Annotated in this window: 18 protein-coding genes; 11 read left to right on the plus strand and 7 right to left on the minus strand. The window is 65.0% G+C overall.

Annotated features, from left to right (window positions below):
- The first annotated feature begins 19 nt into the window (after positions 1 to 19).
- On the plus strand, positions 20 to 430 hold the full coding sequence (queF, locus tag L21SP4_RS05380; protein WP_052881695.1) for a preQ(1) synthase: 411 nt from the start codon (positions 20 to 22) through the stop codon (positions 428 to 430).
- A 193-nt stretch (positions 431 to 623) separates the two neighbouring features.
- On the opposite strand, the gene queD is transcribed toward queF, so the two are convergent.
- From queD to L21SP4_RS05400, 4 genes are read right to left on the minus strand one after another with little or no spacing between them, the layout of a single operon-like run.
- On the minus strand, positions 624 to 998 hold the full coding sequence (gene queD / locus L21SP4_RS05385) for a 6-carboxytetrahydropterin synthase QueD (RefSeq protein WP_052881696.1): 375 nt from the start codon (positions 996 to 998) through the stop codon (positions 624 to 626).
- Positions 999 to 1,000: 2 nt separating this feature from the next.
- Positions 1,001 to 1,708 (minus strand): 7-cyano-7-deazaguanine synthase QueC, encoded by a 708-nt coding sequence (gene queC / locus L21SP4_RS05390; RefSeq protein WP_052881697.1) that lies wholly within the window; start codon positions 1,706 to 1,708, stop codon positions 1,001 to 1,003.
- Positions 1,709 to 1,721: 13 nt separating this feature from the next.
- Entirely contained in the window at positions 1,722 to 2,501 is a 780-nt protein-coding gene (locus L21SP4_RS05395) for a 7-carboxy-7-deazaguanine synthase QueE (RefSeq protein WP_052881698.1), read from the minus strand.
- Positions 2,502 to 2,553: 52 nt separating this feature from the next.
- Positions 2,554 to 3,219, minus strand: coding sequence for an HAD family hydrolase (locus L21SP4_RS05400; protein ID WP_074041542.1), 666 nt, complete (start codon positions 3,217 to 3,219; stop codon positions 2,554 to 2,556).
- Between the two features lie 376 nt (positions 3,220 to 3,595).
- Between L21SP4_RS05400 and L21SP4_RS05405 the strand changes: the two genes are divergently transcribed.
- The 9 genes from L21SP4_RS05405 to L21SP4_RS05445 are packed head-to-tail and all read left to right on the plus strand — an operon-like array spanning position 3,596 to position 10,667.
- Positions 3,596 to 3,940 carry a TonB-dependent receptor plug domain-containing protein gene (locus tag L21SP4_RS05405; RefSeq protein ID WP_052881700.1) on the plus strand — a complete coding sequence of 115 codons (345 nt, stop codon included), beginning with the start codon at positions 3,596 to 3,598 and terminating at the stop codon, positions 3,938 to 3,940.
- Positions 3,937 to 5,613, plus strand: coding sequence for a TonB-dependent receptor (locus tag L21SP4_RS05410; RefSeq protein ID WP_052881701.1), 1,677 nt, complete (start codon positions 3,937 to 3,939; stop codon positions 5,611 to 5,613). The genes L21SP4_RS05405 and L21SP4_RS05410 overlap by 4 nt, the downstream gene beginning before the upstream one ends.
- 22 nt (positions 5,614 to 5,635) lie before the next feature.
- The gene (locus L21SP4_RS05415; protein ID WP_052881702.1) at positions 5,636 to 6,286 is read left to right on the plus strand and encodes a MotA/TolQ/ExbB proton channel family protein; all 651 of its coding nucleotides are present in this window, start codon (positions 5,636 to 5,638) and stop codon (positions 6,284 to 6,286) included.
- Positions 6,243 to 6,668, plus strand: coding sequence for an ExbD/TolR family protein (locus L21SP4_RS05420; RefSeq protein WP_052881703.1), 426 nt, complete (start codon positions 6,243 to 6,245; stop codon positions 6,666 to 6,668). Before L21SP4_RS05415 ends, L21SP4_RS05420 begins: the two co-directional genes overlap by 44 nt.
- Positions 6,635 to 7,423 carry an energy transducer TonB gene (locus L21SP4_RS05425; protein WP_082116548.1) on the plus strand — a complete coding sequence of 263 codons (789 nt, stop codon included), beginning with the start codon at positions 6,635 to 6,637 and terminating at the stop codon, positions 7,421 to 7,423. The genes L21SP4_RS05420 and L21SP4_RS05425 overlap by 34 nt, the downstream gene beginning before the upstream one ends.
- Positions 7,420 to 8,310 carry an ABC transporter substrate-binding protein gene (locus tag L21SP4_RS05430; protein WP_052881705.1) on the plus strand — a complete coding sequence of 297 codons (891 nt, stop codon included), beginning with the start codon at positions 7,420 to 7,422 and terminating at the stop codon, positions 8,308 to 8,310. Before L21SP4_RS05425 ends, L21SP4_RS05430 begins: the two co-directional genes overlap by 4 nt.
- A 3-nt stretch (positions 8,311 to 8,313) precedes the next feature.
- Positions 8,314 to 9,105, plus strand: coding sequence for an ABC transporter ATP-binding protein (locus tag L21SP4_RS05435; protein ID WP_052881706.1), 792 nt, complete (start codon positions 8,314 to 8,316; stop codon positions 9,103 to 9,105).
- The gene (locus L21SP4_RS05440) at positions 9,102 to 10,106 is read left to right on the plus strand and encodes a FecCD family ABC transporter permease (RefSeq protein WP_074041393.1); all 1,005 of its coding nucleotides are present in this window, start codon (positions 9,102 to 9,104) and stop codon (positions 10,104 to 10,106) included. Before L21SP4_RS05435 ends, L21SP4_RS05440 begins: the two co-directional genes overlap by 4 nt.
- A 15-nt stretch (positions 10,107 to 10,121) precedes the next feature.
- Positions 10,122 to 10,667 carry a cob(I)yrinic acid a,c-diamide adenosyltransferase gene (locus L21SP4_RS05445; RefSeq protein ID WP_201774690.1) on the plus strand — a complete coding sequence of 182 codons (546 nt, stop codon included), beginning with the start codon at positions 10,122 to 10,124 and terminating at the stop codon, positions 10,665 to 10,667.
- 17 nt (positions 10,668 to 10,684) lie between these two features.
- Here L21SP4_RS05445 and ptsP read toward each other — a convergent pair whose 3' ends face one another.
- Entirely contained in the window at positions 10,685 to 13,015 is a 2,331-nt protein-coding gene (ptsP, locus tag L21SP4_RS05450) for a phosphoenolpyruvate--protein phosphotransferase (RefSeq protein ID WP_052881707.1), read from the minus strand.
- A gap of 272 nt (positions 13,016 to 13,287) precedes the next feature.
- Here ptsP and L21SP4_RS05455 point away from each other — a divergent pair, with 272 nt between their 5' ends.
- Complete coding sequence (locus tag L21SP4_RS05455) at positions 13,288 to 16,191, plus strand: insulinase family protein (protein ID WP_052881708.1); 2,904 nt, start codon at positions 13,288 to 13,290, stop codon at positions 16,189 to 16,191.
- Here the strand turns inward: L21SP4_RS05455 and L21SP4_RS05460 are convergent.
- Together L21SP4_RS05460 and L21SP4_RS12360 are read right to left on the minus strand one after the other, a co-directional pair.
- Positions 16,168 to 16,947: a pseudouridine synthase gene (locus tag L21SP4_RS05460; protein WP_082116549.1), complete on the minus strand. Its 780-nt coding sequence runs from the start codon at positions 16,945 to 16,947 to the stop codon at positions 16,168 to 16,170. The genes L21SP4_RS05455 and L21SP4_RS05460 overlap by 24 nt on opposite strands.
- The gene (locus L21SP4_RS12360; RefSeq protein ID WP_074041394.1) at positions 16,893 to 17,048 is read right to left on the minus strand and encodes a small basic protein; all 156 of its coding nucleotides are present in this window, start codon (positions 17,046 to 17,048) and stop codon (positions 16,893 to 16,895) included. The genes L21SP4_RS05460 and L21SP4_RS12360 overlap by 55 nt, the downstream gene beginning before the upstream one ends.
- Between the last annotated feature and the right edge of the window lie 17 nt (positions 17,049 to 17,065).

Consider the following 17,065-nt stretch of genomic DNA (forward strand, 5'->3'; position numbering starts at 1 on the left):
AGCGAGGAGAGAATCGGTTATGAATAAACAGCGTTACGAGGAACTCAAGCATCTCGGCGCGGGCGAGAAGAGCTACCCTGACACCCCCGACCGGGCCATTCTGGAGACCTTCTCCAACGAGCATCCCGACCGCGTCTACTGGATCACGTTCGACAGCGACGAATTCACCTCGCTCTGCCCGGTCACCGGTCAGCCCGATTTCGGTTCAATACGGATCGAATATGTCCCCGCGGACCGCTGTATCGAGAGCAAGTCGCTCAAGCTCTACCTGTTCTCATTCCGCCAGGTGGGATCCTTCTACGAAGATGTGATCAACCGCATCTACTCCGACCTGCACGCTGTTCTGGAACCCCGGCGACTCGTAGTCCGCGGCCGGTTCACCGCCCGCGGCGGCATCACTTCGACGGTGAGGGTCGACTCGGCGGAGTGACGGAAACGTCCGTAGTAGCGCCGTAAGCCTGCCCCGCAGGCAAGGCGCGTGAAAGATCACGGCCCTGGCCCCGCTTCGCGGTCCTGCGAGCCTGCTACGAGCGTGAAGAAGTTCGTAGTAGCGCCGCAGCCGGCCCCCGGCAGACCAGGCGCGTCATGAAAAAACGGCGGACGTTATCGTCCTGCTGCGTGCTTTATCCCGTCCCGCCACCCCGGTACCGGCAGCCGCATTCAGGGCTTTCCTTCACTTCGATCTCCGCCAGGCCGGGCAGCGCATCGATCAGCCGGCCCCAGAACCAGCGGCAGAGGTGTTCGCTGGTCGGATTTTCCAGGCCGGGGATGTCGTTGAGCGTCTTATGGTCCAACTCGGCGACCACCGGATCGACGGCGGCGCGCAGATCGGCGAAGTCGAGCACCCAGCCCTTTTCCGCATCCGGCTCCCCTGCGACGGTCACGACCAGCTCGAACGTATGGCCGTGCGTCGCGCGGCACTTGTGTTCCTCCCCGCTTGAGGGAAGGCGGTGCGCGGCGCTGAAGCGGAACGTGCAGTATAGTTCGGTCGTCGGCATCACTATCCTTTCGCGTACTCGATCGGGTCCTGCAGACCCGCCTCCTCGAACCCCTTCCGCCGCAGACGGCAGGCCTCGCACTGTCCGCAGGCGCGGCCGTCGCCTTCCGGGTCGTAGCAGGTCCTCGTAAGCCCGTAGTCCACGCCCAGCCGGCGTCCGCGCGCAATGATCTCCGCCTTGCTCATCCCGATCAGCGGCGTGTGGATCTGTACGCGGATCCGCCCCTCCACCGACTCGCGGGTCGCCAGGCTCGCCATGGCCTCGAAGGCGTCGATGAATTCAGGCCGGCAGTCGGGGTAGCCGCTGTAATCCACCGCGTTCACCCCGATATAGATATCCCCGGTGCCGAGCACTTCCGCCCACCCCAGCGCGATCGAGAGAAAGATCGTATTGCGGGCCGGGACGTAGGTGACCGGTATGGCGGCGGCCGTCCCGCCGCCCGGTCGCTTCTCTCCCCTGGGAACGTCCAGGTCCGCCGTGAGCGCGGATCCTCCGATCCGGCGCAGGTCGAGGTCCATCACGAGGTGTTCTTTCACCCCGAGGTCGTCGGCGACGGCGCGCGCCGCGTCCAGCTCCAGTTCATGGCGCTGTCCGTAGCGGAGCGTCAGGGCATAGCACTCCAGATCATGGCTGCGCGCCTCCGCGAGCACCGTGGCGGAATCCAGCCCGCCGCTGAGGAGGACCACCGCACGTCTGTTGGTTGCTCTCATCCCGATCGACCTCTTAAATCATGCCCAGGGTATGGTGACATTGCGGGATAATCCGCACCTCCAGGGCATTCTGCGCCAGGAAGGCCTGCAGTTCAAGCAGCCTGCGCGCCGACGGCGGTTCGGGGCCGTGTTTCACGCGCGTGACCGGCTGCAGTACCAGCGGAAGCCGATCGCCGACCGCCTCCGCGAGTTCGGCAAGTTCGGTCTCATCGGTTGAAGCCGCAATCACCGCCTTCACAAAAGCGGTTTCGATCTTTTCCGCGCAGAGCTTCACGCAGCGGCCCACCCGTTCCCAGTCCGTCGATTCATCCGTGGCCTGCGGCAGCTTGGCGTCCAGCGCCACACTATCGACCCACGGAGCTATCCGTTCCAGCTCGTCCGGATGGTCCCCCGCCGTCTCGAGGAGTACGCGAAGGCCCTCCGATTTCAGCAGCGGAAGCAGCAAGGACAGGAAATCGGTCTGCAGCAGGGGCTCGCCGCCCGTCAGGGCCACGGCCGCATGGAGTCCGGAGGGCCGTTTCAGCGTGTCGATTTCATCTATGAGCCGCTGTGGTTCGACCGGATTCGCGACGGTACGGAAGTGACCGCTGCCGGCCGGGCTTTCCACGCGGAACGTCGATCCCGCTTTCACCGGAGTATCGCAGTACGCGCAGCGGCGGTGACATCCGGCAAAGCGCACAAAGAGGTGTCGTTCGCCGACACAGAGCCCCTCGCCCTGAATCGAGCTGAAGATCTCGATCAGTTCCGCGGTCGGGGCGGCCCCGCGTGGAGCGACCGCATCCGTTTCATTCATGGCGCGCTCCCCCTGTTGCCGGATCCGTGGCTCTGCCGGTACGGCAGCCGGGTCATGCGCCGTACGGATCGTGTTTACCTTCCGGCAGGGCATGGCCCACCAGCTCGTCAAAGCTCTCGATAGTCACGTCCGGCTGCTGATCGGCATCCCGTCGGCCAAACCCGTAGGCGGCGTAGATCGATCGCATGCCGATGCGGGAGGCGACCTCGAGGTCGGTACGGTGATCGCCGACCATCCACGTCAGGTGCGTGGAAAGGTTCAGCGAGGTCAGGATGCGGCGCAGACCGCCGGGATCCGGCTTTAAAGCTTCGATATCGCCGCCGCCGATCACAAGAGCGAAAAAGTCGCTGAGTCCGAAATGGTTCAGGATTTCTCTCGTGCTCTTCCCCGGCTTGTTGGTGAGCACCGCCAGCTTCAGCCCGGCCGTACGCAGCTTTTCGAGGCCTTCCGCTACGCCGGGATACAGCGCGGTCTCATCGGTCATGTGCCGGCGGTAGTGTTCGAGATAAACGGGCAGCGCCTCCTCGACATCGACCCCGGTTCCTTCCAGGGAGCGTTCCACGAGTTTGCGCGCGCCGTCGCCGATGCCGTTCGTGACCGACTCCTGATCGAGCGCCTCCAGATCGTAATCCGCGCGCATCAGGTTCACCGCCCGGACGAGATCGGGGCGCGAGTCCACCAGCGTTCCGTCGAGATCGAATACCAGTCCTTCCGTCATCAGATGCATCCCTTTCATGATAAGACATCAATAAAACAGGTTGCGACCGGGGTCGCCAAGACACAAATCGTTTGACAATCCCGGCCGGTCGTTTACAAAAGGGCGCTTGAAGCGGGCGGGAAGGGCCGTGAGATTCGGCCGCTGACGCGCAACTGTGTGGGGGTACCCGAGCCAGACCTCGTCCGCTGCGGCCTCCGGTTTGGTCTTCTCCGCGGATGGGGAGAGCAAGCGTTCCCCGCGGAACCTGCGTGTTCCCGCCAGGCGTACCTTCGCTCTTTTTCCTCTCCCGGAATCCATCCCGGCGGCCGTCATACGAGAGCCGCCGCACGGTGCGTCGGCCTCACAATGAAGCGGGACGACACAAGGAGACACAGGGATGAATGCATGGAAGACAGCGGCGGGTATCGCCGTGCTTACGGCGGCGGGCGCGCTACCCGCCGCGGAGACCAACACAACGGAGACGGCGGCGCGTGAAGTGGTCGTCACGGCCCGGAGAGTGGAGAGCGACATCCGGACGGAGCCGCGCAACGCGATCGTCATTGACGGCGGCGACCTGCGCGCCCGCGGATACAGCTCGCTCGACCAGGTCCTCGAGAAAGAGGCGGGCGTCACGTTTCATGCGTTCGGGGAAAGTCCCGCACTGCAGAGGCCGAACATGCGGGGCTTCGGCGGCGATGCCCCCCACCAGAAGATCCTGATCCTGCTCACGGCCGTAAGATGAACCGTCCGGACCAGGCCGCGTTCAACTGGTCGGAGGTCCCGATGAACAACGTCGAGCGCGTGGAAGTCCTCCGCGGTCCCGCCGGCGTTCTTTACGGGGACCATGCCGTGGCCGGCGTGATCAATATCATTACGCGAAAGAGCGCGGAAGAGATGGAACGCGACCTTTCGGTACAGGCCGGGTCTCACGGGTTCCACGACGAGAGCGCCGCCGTACGCGGATCGATCGACGGTCTGGGGTACGCGGCGTCAATCAACCACCAGTCGGCCGACGGCTATCGCGACCATTCGCGCTATGACACGAAATCCGCGGCGCTGAACCTGGAGTACGGGGACGAAGACGCGGCAGAGGTCTATTTCAGTCTGAATGCCGCGGAAAGCCAGTACCAGCTGCCCGGAGCCCTGAAGGAAGCGGAGATGGATGCCGACCGTGAACAGTCACAGCCGTTTCATAATGACAACGCCGAAGAGCAGTCGATCTTCGCCGATTTCGGCATACGCATCGAGCCGGGCGCCGAACAGTCGCTGCTGCTGGATATCGGCTACGGGCGACGAAACATCAACGCGGAGTTTCACGTGACAGATCCGTTTTGGGCGTACGACACGTGGACCGAGTACAAGATCGACCGCTGGACGGCCTCGCCGAAATACCGGCTGACCCGTCCGCTGGGACGCTTCGACAACGAGCTGCTGATCGGGACCGATGTCGGCTACGAGCGGCTCGACACCGAGCAGGTGAACCGGGACATGTTTGGCACGACCAGCGCCGATGCTCACATGAACCGCTGGACCGTAGGAGCCTATGCCCTCGATTCGCTCTACCTGAGCGATGAACTGATCGCCTCGCTGGGCGGCCGGCGTGAGAAATACGACATCGACTTCGAGGAATCGGGCTCCGCCGGAAATATCGACGAGAGCAAGGGGCGCTACGAAAACGCGTTTCACGGCGGACTCACCTGGCTGCCGCACGAACGGCTGAAACTGTTCACGCGCTACGAGGAGTTCTATCGGTTCCCCTCCACGGACGAACAGGCCGCGTACTACGGCTACTTCGGCGTGGACGGATTCAACGCGAACATCGAGCCGGAGTCGGGACGCAGCTACGAGGCGGGGTGCACGGTCCATCCGCTTGATACGCTCGAGCTGGAAGGCACCGTGTTCCGCATGGAAATGAAGGATGAGATTGCGTTCGACGGCGCCACGCTCGTCAATTACGACGACACGCTGCACCAGGGGCTCGAACTCGCCGCCACGTATCGCCCGGCCGACTGGGTCCGGATGAAGCTGTGGTATACGTTGCTCGAGGCGACCTTTACCGAGGGCGTAGACGACGGCAAAGACATCCCGCTCGCTCCGCAGAACGAGGTGGATCTCAACATGGATTTCTTCCTCGACGAGCACTGGACCCTGAACACGCATTTCGCATGGCTGGACAATCAGTTTGTCGCGGGCGACACTGCGAATGCCGCGGACGGCCTCGAGGCCTATGCGCTGTTCGATGCCTTTGTTCGTTACAAAACGACTCTGGGCGGCTGTGAAGTCGAGGCCTTCGCGGGAGCGGAAAATATCTTTGAAGAAGAATACGTCTTCTACGCGTCGAATTACGGGGCCGATACCACCTATTATCCGGCACCGGAGCGCGTGTTCAAGGGAGGCGTAAGCGTCCGCTTCTGATGCGGACCGGGAGGCAGGACGGATGCAGGAGCTGATGATACGCGGCGGACCGTTGATGTGGCCTCTGGCCGCATGTTCGCTGATCGCGCTGGCCGTCATCCTCGAGCGGGGCTGGTTCTGGTTCCGGCTCGCGCGGCGGCGGGACAGGGAATTGATCAACCGTCTCTTCTCGATGACGGAAGAGGGGCGGTTCGACGAGGCCGCGGCGGCGGGAGCACAATCTCCCGCCGTCACGGTCCGCGTACTCACGGCGGGCCTGGTTCACCGAAACTACGACCTCCCCTCCAGCATGGAGGCGGCCGCGATGGCCGAACTCGAGCACATGAAGCGGGGCCTGGGCGTACTGGATACCATTATCACGCTGGCCCCGCTGCTCGGCATACTCGGGACCGTCTCCGGCATCATCCTCTCCTTCGACCTGCTTTCGGAAGCAGGCATACAGAACCCGCGCGCCGTGACCGGCGGGATCGCCCAGGCCCTGATCACCACGGCCACGGGACTCGCGATCGCGATTGTCACCGTGATCCCCTACAACGCACTGAACAGCAAAACGGACAAAGTGGCGAGGTACCTGGAAAACATCGCCACCCACTTCGAACTGACCTATCGGAAAGGTCTGGAGCGGCTCGATGAAGCTGAACACGGGAAAGGACCGGCGGCGCGCACGCATTGAGATGCTGCCGCTGATCGACGTCGTCTTTCTTCTGCTGGTGTTTTTCATCTACGCCATGCTCTCGATGGTGGTTCACCGGGGTATTGAAGTCCAACTGCCCGGCGCCGCCTCGGCGCAGACGGATCAGCGCGAGAGCGTGACGGTGTCCATCGACCGGGACCGGAGTCTGTTCGTCGAAGGCCGGGAAACATCGCTGTCGGAACTGGCCGCACGGGTCCGCGCGGCACGCGGTCGCCGCGGCACAAACCTGCCGGTGTGGATCGAAGGCCACCGCGAGGCGCCGCTGGACATCGCCGTCGGGGCGCTGGACGCCCTTCGGTCCGCCGGCATCACCGAAGTATCCTTCGCATGCGAACGGAAACCCGATATCTCCGCACCATGAGTGCCGCGCTGGCCGTCTCGGCCGGCCTGCATGTACTCGCGTACAGGTGGGCGCCGCCGTCCTCCCGGGTTTCACCCCCGGAAGCCGAACTGGCTGCGGGTCGGACCGTACTGACGATGCGTCTCGCGCCGTCGGCACCGGCGGATCAGAGCCAAAAAGATCGCAGAGCTCCGGAGAAGGCGGAGGAAACCGAGTCCGCGGCCCGGCCGGAACAAACCCGTAAAGCCGAACCGGAACCTGCGCGCGAGACGGATCCGCCCCCGCAGCACACTTCACCGAAGCAACCGCCGCCTGAACAGAACGAGACGGAGCGGCCGGAACGCACCGAACCTGCCGCGGACGACGTTGAACCGGAGCCGAGCCCTGACGAGCCGCGCGAACGTCCGGATCCGGCCCCTGCAGAACCCGCCGTGGAAGAAGATTCGCCGAATCCGCAGGCCGAAGCTTCCGCATCCTCGGCGGCCCCGCAGGGGACCGAGCGCCCCGCCCCCGTCGAAGGCCGCATCGTTCCGGACTACCCCCTGCTCTCCCGAAAGCGGGGCGAAGAAGGGACCGTGACACTCGAGGTGCACGTCAGCGCAGAGGGCAAACCCGAACGCGTCACCGTGAGCGACGGCAGCGGTCACCGCCGACTCGACCGCGCCGCCGTGCGTGCGGTGCGCAGGACCTCCTTCCGTCCCGCGCGGCGGAACGGAAGGCCCGTGCCGATGACCTATACGCAGCGAATCACCTTCCGACTGGAGAAGTCTCCTTGAACCGGACCCTTGCCATCATCCTCCTGTCCGCTGCGGCGGTCCCGGCGATCACGGGTTGTTCCCCCGATCCCTCCGCGCCCGCCGACCGCGACCGTCCGCCGGAGCGTATCGTATCGCTGGCCCCGAGCATCACGGAGATGCTGTTCGCGCTCGGACTCGGCTCGAAGGTCGTCGGCGTCTCCAGGTTCGCGGACTATCCGCCCGCGGTCGAGGACCTGCCGCGGGTCGGCGGATACGTCGACCCCGACTACGAACGGATCCTCAAACTGAATCCCGACCTCGTCTGCGTGGTCGACACCGACGCGCAGGGGATCGAGGCCCTCCGCGATCTCGGACTCCGGGTGGCCGCCCTTCCCCATCAGGACATCGAAGACATTTACCGCGCCCTCGGGAAACTCGGCCGCATCTTCGGGGTGCCGGAACGCGCGGAGGCATTAAACCGGCGGCTCAGGGAGCGCGGGAAGGCATTGACGCGCGCGGCGGACGGCGACGAGCGCCCGGCAACGCTTATCTGCATCAGCCGCCGCGCGGGCCGCGGCGTGCCGGCGGAAGTGATCGCGATCGGTCCGGAGACGTTCTACCACGAACTGCTGGTCCGGGCCGGAGGCCGCAACGTCTACGAGGGATCGCTGCGTTACCCGACCCTCTCCTACGAATCGCTGGTGCGCCTCGACCCGGAGGTCATCATCGACGTGCACCCCTACGGCCAGAGCGCCGCGGAAATCGACACGCTGCGGAACGACTGGGAGGGCGCGGACGCACTGACCGCGGTGCGGCGGGACCGGGTCTATATCTACACCGCCCGCCACGCGGCCATCCCGGGTCCCCGCTTTGTAAAGGTACTGGAGGATTTCGTGGAGATGATCCATGATGACCCGCACGAATGAACCATGACAGCCACCCCGCTCATCAGAACAGACCAGCTCTCGATCGAACTGAACGGCCACGAGATCCTTCGCCGGGTCGGCTTCACGGTCGGACGCGGCGAGTACCTCTCGATCATCGGTCCGAACGGCGCGGGTAAGAGCACCCTGCTGCGATGCCTGTGCCGGATCGAGCGCCGCTGGCGCGGCACGCTGGAACTCGACGGCCGTCCTCTCGCGTCGATCCGTCAGCGCGAGTTCGCCCGCACCGCCGGCTACGTGCCCCAGGCGCACGGTCCGTGTCCCCCGTTCACCGTCGGTGAATTCGTGCGCATGGGACGCTATCCGTACCGTACGCCCTTTGAATCGCTGACGCCGGAAGACCTGGGGGCGGTTCGGGAGGCGATGGAGAAGGCCGGCGTCGAACGATTTGAAGACCGGCGCCTGGCGACGCTCAGCGGCGGCGAGCGGCAGATGGTGTATCTCGCCGCGACGCTGGCCCAGGGCGCGGAACTTCTGCTTCTCGATGAGCCCGCCACCTTTCTCGATTACCGGCATCAGGTGGAGCTGATGCGCACGCTCCGCGCGCTCCACCGGGACGCCGGCGTCACCGTCATCGCCGTGGACCACGACCTCAATCGCGTCACGGGATGCAGCGACCGCGTACTCGCCCTCCGGGAGGGCGGCGTGTTTTTTGACGGGCCGCCCGCCGCGCTGCTGGAGGGATCGCGCCTCGAATCCCTGTATGGAACGCCGTTCTCCCGTATCGACACCGACCTGCGGCCGACCCCGGTCGTCGTCTGCGGGGAGGGGATATGAAACCGGCCTTCGCGCATCCCCGGACCATGCTCGTCCTCCTCGGGGCGGCCGCCGTACTGGTGCTGCTCGTTACCCCGCTGCTGGGACCGGACGTAATTCCGCCCGGGGCGCTGTTCGGCCGCGGCGACCCGGCGGAGATCAGGATCCTTCGGCAGCTTCGTATTCCGCGCGTCCTTACGGCGTGGCTCGCCGGCTGTGCCCTGGCGCTGTGCGGAATGACGTTTCAGGCCCTCTTCAGAAACCCGCTGGCCACGCCCTTTACCCTGGGGGCCTCCAGCGGAGCGGCGCTGGGGGCCTCGATCGCCATCCGCTTCGGAGCGGCCACCGCCCTGTTCGGCCTCCCGCTCCAGGCCGCCGGCGCCTTTGCCGGCGCGCTGCTGACCGTCGCCCTGGTCTACGGGCTGACCCGGATGAAGGGCGGGTTCAGCACCACCACCCTTCTGCTCGCCGGTCTCGCGGTCAGTTTTTTCTTCTCGAGCCTGATCCTGTTCATCCAGTATCTGGCGGGGGTCGAACACACCTTCCGCATCGTGCGCTGGCTGATGGGTTCCGTTGCGGTGACGGATTACGGCCCGCCGCTGATGCTGTTCCTTATTGCCGCCGGCGGACTGGCCGTGCTGACCGCTCATGTCCGCGAACTCAATCTGCTCGCGGCCGGCGAGGAGATCGCGCTGAGTCGCGGCGCGGAGGTGGACCGGATCAAGAAATGGCTGTATCTGGCGGTATCGCTGATGGTCGGGGGCGTGGTGGCGGTGTGCGGCCCGATCGGATTCGTCGGCATGATGGCGCCGCACATCTGCCGCCTGCTGGTCGGTCCTCACCACCGCTATCTGCTGCCGGCGTCCGCGCTCTTCGGCGGCGCCTTTCTCGCGCTGTGCGATCTGGGGGCGCGGACGCTGATCGCCCCGGCGGACATGCCCGTCGGGGTCTGGACGGCGCTGATCGGCGGACCGTTTTTTATCGTGCTCCTGCTGACGCGGGCGGTGCAGCATGAAATGTAGGCCCTGACGAAAGCCATGACGGAAGGCGGAGCCATGAATGCGGACTGGAGCGGACGGGTCCAGGTCTACACGGGCCGGGGCAAGGGAAAGACGACGGCGGCTCTGGGCCTGGCGCTGCGCGCGGCCGGATGGGGTCTGCCGGTGTACATCGGCCAGTTCCTGAAGCAGCACAACGGCGGGGAGCACCGCGCGCTGAACCGGAACGAACTCCCCGTCACCCTCGAATGTTTCGGTACGGGCCGCTTCGTGACGGGAGCGCCGGACCGGCGGGAACTCGAGGCGGCCGCGGAGGGCGTGCGGCGCTGCACGGATGTCCTTCGCCGGGCGCAACACCGCCTGGTCGTGCTCGACGAGATCCTCGGCGCGATCGAGGCCGGCGTGGTGGAGGAGGACACCGTGACGCGCTGGATCGACGAGCGGCCGGCTTCCGTGGAGCTGGTGCTCACCGGCCGCACGGCGCCGCAGAGCATTCTCGAACGCGCCGATCTCGTTTCCGAGGTAACCTGCACACGACACTATTTCGACGCCGGCGTGCCGGCGCGATGCGGCATCGAGTGGTAAACGAACACGACCGCCGCTCAGCCCGCGGCGCCCTGCCGGCGGTACTCCTCGATGAACTTCGAGTAGCTTTCACCGTACAGTTCCCGCTTCATGCGTTCGATATATTCGTCCAGCTCGCAGATCATCGCCACCGACAGCATGCGCTCCGCCGCCTCCCTGCACTGCTCGATATCGAGCGCGGCCAGCATCGCCCGGAACTCGGGGATGCGGTGGACATCCACGCTGAACTTGCGCAGTCCCACGCCGAGGAAGAAAGGCAGCATGCCCGGATCGAGCGCGGCCTCTCCGCAGACGGAACAGTCGGTGCCGTTGCGTTCGGCCGCCTCCGCGATCTTTTTGACCGCCCTGAGTACCGCCGGGTGGTGCGGGACGTAGAAGTTGGCCACCTGCTCATTGGTGCGGTCCACGGCCAGCATGTACTGAATCAGGTCGTTGGTGCCGATCGACATGAAATCGGCATGCTCGGCCAGTTCGTGGACCACCTCGACCGCCGAAGGCAATTCGACCATCGGCCCGAGTTCCACGCTCGCCGGCGTCGCCACGCCTTCGGAGCGCAGTTCCCGTTCGCACTCACGCACGATGTCGGCCGCCTCCACGTAATCGTCTACGGAGGAGATCATGGGAAACATGATACGGACGCGGCGGTCCTCCGCCGCGCGCAGAATCGCGCGCAGCTGCTCCCGGAAAATATCGCGATTGCGCAGTGAAAACCGGATGGCGCGCAGGCCGAGGAACGGATTGGATTCCTCGTTCGGCGCATAATAGGAGAGCATTTTATCGCCGCCGATATCGAGGGTACGAATCGTGATCTCATGCGTCCCCATCGAATCGCAGAGCTGGCGATAGATCCGCAGCTGTTCGTCCTCCATCGGAAAATCGTCGCGGATCAGAAACGGGAACTCGCTCCGGTAGAGACCCACGCCTTCCGCGTGATAGCCGGAGGCGCGGCGCAGATCGCTCAGGAGATTGATGTTCGCCTGAACCGTGACGCGTACGGCGTCCCCGGTATACGTCTCCTCCTGTTTCGCCCAGGGGCTCGTACGGACGCTGTGCTCGCGGCGGGTCAGTTCCCGGTACCGGTCACGCACATCGTCATCGGGTTCCACGAAGACCGTACCCTGGTAGGCATCCAGCAGGAGTTCCGTGCCTTCCTCCACGGGAAGCGAACGCGGCTCATCGAGCACGACCATGGGCATCTGGATCGACCGCGCCAGTATATTCACATGGGCGCTGACCCCGCCGCGCATCATCAGGAGTCCGGCCGCGTTCTGGGCGCTGAGCGAAAGGAGTTCGGAGGGCAGCACTTCCGAGGCGATGATGATATGTCCGCTGTAGTCGCTGTGGTCGTCGTTCACGCCGAAAAGATTGTGAAGCAGCCGGTGGCCCAGGTCCTTGATGTCGTGGATTTTCTCCCGCAGACGGGCATTGCGGCTCTTCGTGAAAAACTGGACATAGCGGTTGACGACCTCGACCACGGCCTGTCGCGGCGTCATCCCGCCCTCGATCATCCGGCGTATCGACCCCGAGAATTCCTCGTCCTTCAGGATGAGCAGATGGGCGTTGAAGATCAGTCCGGCCACATCGTCGAGCTGTTCCTCGACCTGGCTCTGCAGTTCCTCGAGCTGCTGTTCGGTCTCCCGCAGGGCGCGGTTGAAATCCTCGACCGTAAACGGTTCCTTCCGCTCGGGCGCCTGTTCCAGGAAGGCCTCGATATCCGGCGCGTCCAGCAGCGCGGCTTTGCCGAGCACGATCCCGCCCGAGGCAGGAGTGCCGCGGAGAAACTTCAGCGGCTCGAGTTCGGCGCGGGGTTTTTCGTCGCGCGCTTCCGCCTGGTGGATGCTGAGCAGCAGATCGGCGCCCTCGATCGTGCGCGCGAGCTGAGACGAGATCGTGCGCAGGGTCTTGATGTCTTCGGGGCCGAAACGGTCGGGCTGACGATCCTGCAGCACCAGCACGCCGATCCGTTCCAGCCCGCGCGCGATGGGCAGCGCCAGAAAGGCCTCGTACGATTCCTCATCGATGCCGGGCACAAAGCGGTAATCCGGATGGTGGGAGGCGTGTCCCACGTTGATCGGCCTCAGCTCGCGCAGTGCCACGCCGGTGATCCCCTCGCCCACCCGCAGGCGGACGCGTCCGATCGCGTCCGGTTTCAACCCGCGATTGGCCCGCATCACGATCTCACTCCCCGAGTCCTCCAGCAGGTAGATCGAGCAGACCTCGGCCTTCATGTGGCGGCTGATCATATCCACCACATTATCGAGAAACTCGTCCAGCCCCTGGCTGCTCTCGAAGAGATTGGCGAACTCCGAAATATCGTACACCAGGTCGAGATGGTCCCTGTCCGTCATGCCGTTTTCTCCTTCTCCGGGCCGCTATTTTTAGCGGAAACAGGTGGAGCAGGCCAGCAGAACCGGAGGGGGGATGAGAAATCGGGAACGGAGAAAGAATCAGAGTCAGAATCAGAGTCAGAGTGAGAGTCAAAGAGAGTTTGAAACCTGAGAGCTGAGACCTGAGTAAGAGCGGATCACAGACTTTTCGAACTCGCATCTCCCGGCGCCGTTTTTCTTTACCTGCATGCGCGGATCGCCTAGCGTGCCGGGTTTCGACCGGAGCACGCACCATGACGCATCCCGCTTTCGACATCGTACGTGAGGAGGACATACCGGAGGTCTGCGGACGGATCCGGCTTCTGCGCCACCGCTCCACCGGCGCGGAAGTAATGTCCGTGGAAAACGACGACGAGAACAAGGTGTTCGGGATCACCTTCCGCACTCCACCTTTCGACTCCACCGGCGTCGCCCATATCCTGGAGCACACGGTGTTGTGCGGCTCGCGCCGCTATCCGCTCAAAGACCCCTTCGTACAGCTGCTCAAGGGGTCGCACTATACCTTTCTCAATGCCATGACCTATCCCGACAAGACCTGCTACCCGGTCGCGAGCTGCCACCCCGCGGATTTTTTCAATCTCGCGGAGGTGTACTTCGACGCGGTGTTTCACCCCCGGCTGGCGCCCGAATTCTTCCGCCAGGAGGGCTGGCACTGTCATTTGCCCGACCCGGACGGGGAACTTACGATCAGCGGGGTGGTGTACAACGAAATGAAAGGCGTGTACTCCTCGCCCGACGACCTGCTGGAGACGCGTTCGATTCAGTCGCTCTTCCCCGACACGCCCTACGGCGTGGATTCGGGCGGGCATCCCGCCACGATCCCGGACCTGAGCTACGAGTCCTTCAAGGCGTTCCACCAGACGTATTATCATCCGTCCAACGCGCGCATTTTCTTCTACGGGAACGATGACGCCGGACACCGCCTCGAATGGCTCGACGCCCGCCTGCAGGATTTCGGCCGGCGGGAGGTGGATTCCGCCGTGCCCATGCAGCCCCCGCTTCCCGAACCCGTCGAGTGGAGCGAGACGTACGAGGCCTCGAGCCCGGACGCCCGCCCCTGGTTCACGCGAAACTGGCTGCTGGACGCCCCGCTCGATCCGGAGAGCTATTTCACGTGGCGCGTCCTCGACGAGGTCCTGCTGGGTACGCCTGCCTCGCCGCTGCGCAAAGCCCTGATCGAGTCGGGCTACGGAGAGGATCTGACGGGCGGCGGGCTGGAGTCGCAGCTCCGGCAGATGGTCTTTTCCGCAGGGCTGAAGAACGTGGCGCCGGTGAACCTCGACGCCGCCGCGAGCCTGATCGACGACACCCTCACGGATTTGGCGGAGCGCGGTCTGCCTTCCGATCTCGTGGAGAGCGCGCTGAATACGATCCGGTTCGCGCTGCGCGAAAACAATACGGGCGGCGCCCCGCGGGGGCTGGCGGTGATGCTCCGCTCCATGAAGACCTGGCTCTACGATGGCGACCCGCTCTCGCTGGTGGCCCACGAAGCCCCCTTCGAAACGGTCGCGGCCCGCGCGGCGGAACCCGGATACCTGGAGGGGGTTATCCGCGAAGGGCTGATCGAAAACCCCAACCGGTCCCGCGTAATCCTGCGTCCCGATCCCGACCACGGAACCCGGATGCGGGAGGCGGAACAGGCGCGCATCGACCGGATCGCCGAGTCGCTCACCGAGTCGGAGCGCGAGCGCATCACTGAAGAGACGCGGGAGCTTCACCGCCTGCAGTCGGAGCCGGATCGACCGGAGGACCTGGCCCGGATACCGCGCCTCCGCCGCGCCGACATGAAGCCCGGGATCAAACCCTGTCCCCGGACCGTGGAACGCGCCGGGGACGGACTCCGGCTTACGCACGAGCGGCCCTGCGCGGGCATCGTCTACTTCGATCTCGGTTTCGATCTCGGCGACCTGCCCGCCCGGCTCCTGCCCTGGATGGGCGTGTACACCGCCGCGCTGCTCGAAATGGGGACGACCCGGCGTGATTATGTCGAGCTTTCGCGCCGCATCGCCCGCGATACGGGCGGACTGCATCCGGTCACACACACCGGCGCGGTCTTCGGCGAAAACCGCGCGGCGACCCATTTCTTCCTGCGGGGTAAATGTCTGCGCGAAAAGACCGCGGCCATGACGGGATTGATGGGCGAGGTGCTGACCGAGCCCGACTTCACGAACCGGGACCGCTTTCTGCAGATCGTGCTGGAGCATCGCGCCTCGCTGGAGAGCGCGCTGATCCCGAACGGACACGGCATCGCCATTCAGCGGGCCCGCGCGCACCTCCATCCGGCTCACCGCCGGGCGGACCTGCTCGGAGGAGTCGAAACCCTGTTTTTCCTGAGAGACCTCGAATCGCGGGTGCGGACGGACTGGGACCGCGTCCTCGCCGATCTGCAGGATCTCCACCGCCGGGTCGTGCGGCGAAACGCCGTCGTGGCCCACCTCACCTGCGACGGCGAAGACCGCGCGGAGGCGCGCCGTGCGGCGGATCGGCTCGTGGACGGCCTGGAATCGGCTAGCCCCTGTCCGCAGGAGGAGGAAGATCTCCCCGCCTGTACGGGGGCCGGCGAGGCGCTGACGCTGCCCTCGGAAGTCAATTACGTGGCGCGGGTCCTGCCCCTGACCCCGGCGGGCTGCAAGGCCCACGGTTCGTCGTCCGTGGTGAGCCGCCTCCTTCAGACCGGCCGGCTGTGGGAGGAACTGCGGATGAAAGGCGGGGCCTACGGAGCCTTGTGCGGTCTCGATCCGGCCTCGGGGCTGTTCCATTTCGGAAGCTATCGCGACCCGCATATCCGACGCTCACTCGACGTATACCGGGCCACGGCCGAATGGCTTAAAACCATCGACCTCCCGCAGGAGGACCTCGATCACGCCGTCGTCGGGGCCGTCGGGGCGATGGATCGTTACCGCCTGCCGGACGCCGAAGGATACAACGATCTGATCCGCCTGCTCGCGGGCTATACCGATGAACTCCGCCAGCGGCATCGCGACGAGCTTCTGGCCGCCACGGCGGAAGATCTGCGCGCGTTCGGCGCATCGCTGGAGGCGGCGGAATCCGGCGGCGTCACGGTGGTCGTGGGATCGGAATCGGCGCTGGAGCGTGAAAACGTCGAGGGCCTCTCACGCATCCCGCTGATGGCTTGAGACCTGAAGCTGCCTCAGTTCCTGCGGACGCAATTCTCTCCATGAGCCTTGCGGAAGCCCGCCCAGCACGAGCGGGCCCAGCTTCACCCGCTTCAGCCGGTCGATTCTGAGTCCCAGCGCCTTGAACATCCGGCGGATATGCCGGTTGCGCCCTTCTCCGAGAACGATCCTGAGCCGGGTTCCCGGTCCCGCGCCCCGCTCTCTGCGCACGCGGAGGGCGCGCAGCCTCTCGCCGCCCTCTTCAACGCCCTGCTCCATCCGCTTCATCTGCTCCGCCGTCACGCGATCCGGAGTGCGGGCGAGATAGGTTTTGTGAAATCCGTAGCGCGGATGCATGAGACGGTGCGCCAGATCGCCGTCGTTGGTCACCAACAGCAACCCTTCGCTCATGCAGTCAAGACGACCGACGGGGAACAGACGTCCGGCGTCGGCGGGGAAGAGATCCCGGTACAGCGGACGGCTTTGAGGGTCGTCGTTCGTGCACATGACCCCGGGGGGTTTGTTCAGTATATAGACGACTTTAGACTCGCGCCGCACGACCCGGCCGTCCATGCGGATATCGTCCTGAACCGGATCGACTTTGATGCCCTGCTCGCAAACCGTCTCGCCGTTGACCTGAATCCGGCCCCCGGCGATCATCCGCTCGCAGGCGCGGCGCGATCCGAGGCCGCATTCGGCGAGATATTTCTGAAGTCTCAGGATTACTCTTCGGGCTTGGTCTTCCTGAGACCGAAGGCGCGGTCGCCCTCTTCCCACTCGCCGCGCTTCTTGAGCAGTTTAACCCGCTCGAACCGCTTGAGCACATTGCGCCGCGTCCTGATCTTGGTCGCCTGTTTGAAACTGGGGTGCATCGACATCACGGACCTCCCGGTAC

Origin of the sequence: Kiritimatiella glycovorans, assembly GCF_001017655.1 — a bacterium.
In the GTDB taxonomy this organism is placed as follows: Bacteria; Verrucomicrobiota; Kiritimatiellia; order Kiritimatiellales; family Kiritimatiellaceae; genus Kiritimatiella; species Kiritimatiella glycovorans.

Coding starts and splice junctions, on each gene's coding strand:
- queF (WP_052881695.1), top strand. CDS start 20: ATGAATAAACAGCGTTACGAGGAACTCAAGCATCTCGGCGCGGGCGAG.
- queD (WP_052881696.1), bottom strand. CDS start 998: ATGCCGACGACCGAACTATACTGCACGTTCCGCTTCAGCGCCGCGCAC.
- queC (WP_052881697.1), bottom strand. CDS start 1,708: ATGAGAGCAACCAACAGACGTGCGGTGGTCCTCCTCAGCGGCGGGCTG.
- L21SP4_RS05395 (WP_052881698.1), bottom strand. CDS start 2,501: ATGAATGAAACGGATGCGGTCGCTCCACGCGGGGCCGCCCCGACCGCG.
- L21SP4_RS05400 (WP_074041542.1), bottom strand. CDS start 3,219: ATGACGGAAGGACTGGTATTCGATCTCGACGGAACGCTGGTGGACTCG.
- L21SP4_RS05405 (WP_052881700.1), top strand. CDS start 3,596: ATGAATGCATGGAAGACAGCGGCGGGTATCGCCGTGCTTACGGCGGCG.
- L21SP4_RS05410 (WP_052881701.1), top strand. CDS start 3,937: ATGAACCGTCCGGACCAGGCCGCGTTCAACTGGTCGGAGGTCCCGATG.
- L21SP4_RS05415 (WP_052881702.1), top strand. CDS start 5,636: ATGCAGGAGCTGATGATACGCGGCGGACCGTTGATGTGGCCTCTGGCC.
- L21SP4_RS05420 (WP_052881703.1), top strand. CDS start 6,243: ATGAAGCTGAACACGGGAAAGGACCGGCGGCGCGCACGCATTGAGATG.
- L21SP4_RS05425 (WP_082116548.1), top strand. CDS start 6,635: ATGCGAACGGAAACCCGATATCTCCGCACCATGAGTGCCGCGCTGGCC.
- L21SP4_RS05435 (WP_052881706.1), top strand. CDS start 8,314: ATGACAGCCACCCCGCTCATCAGAACAGACCAGCTCTCGATCGAACTG.
- L21SP4_RS05440 (WP_074041393.1), top strand. CDS start 9,102: ATGAAACCGGCCTTCGCGCATCCCCGGACCATGCTCGTCCTCCTCGGG.
- L21SP4_RS05445 (WP_201774690.1), top strand. CDS start 10,122: ATGACGGAAGGCGGAGCCATGAATGCGGACTGGAGCGGACGGGTCCAG.
- ptsP (WP_052881707.1), bottom strand. CDS start 13,015: ATGACGGACAGGGACCATCTCGACCTGGTGTACGATATTTCGGAGTTC.
- L21SP4_RS05455 (WP_052881708.1), top strand. CDS start 13,288: ATGACGCATCCCGCTTTCGACATCGTACGTGAGGAGGACATACCGGAG.
- L21SP4_RS12360 (WP_074041394.1), bottom strand. CDS start 17,048: ATGTCGATGCACCCCAGTTTCAAACAGGCGACCAAGATCAGGACGCGG.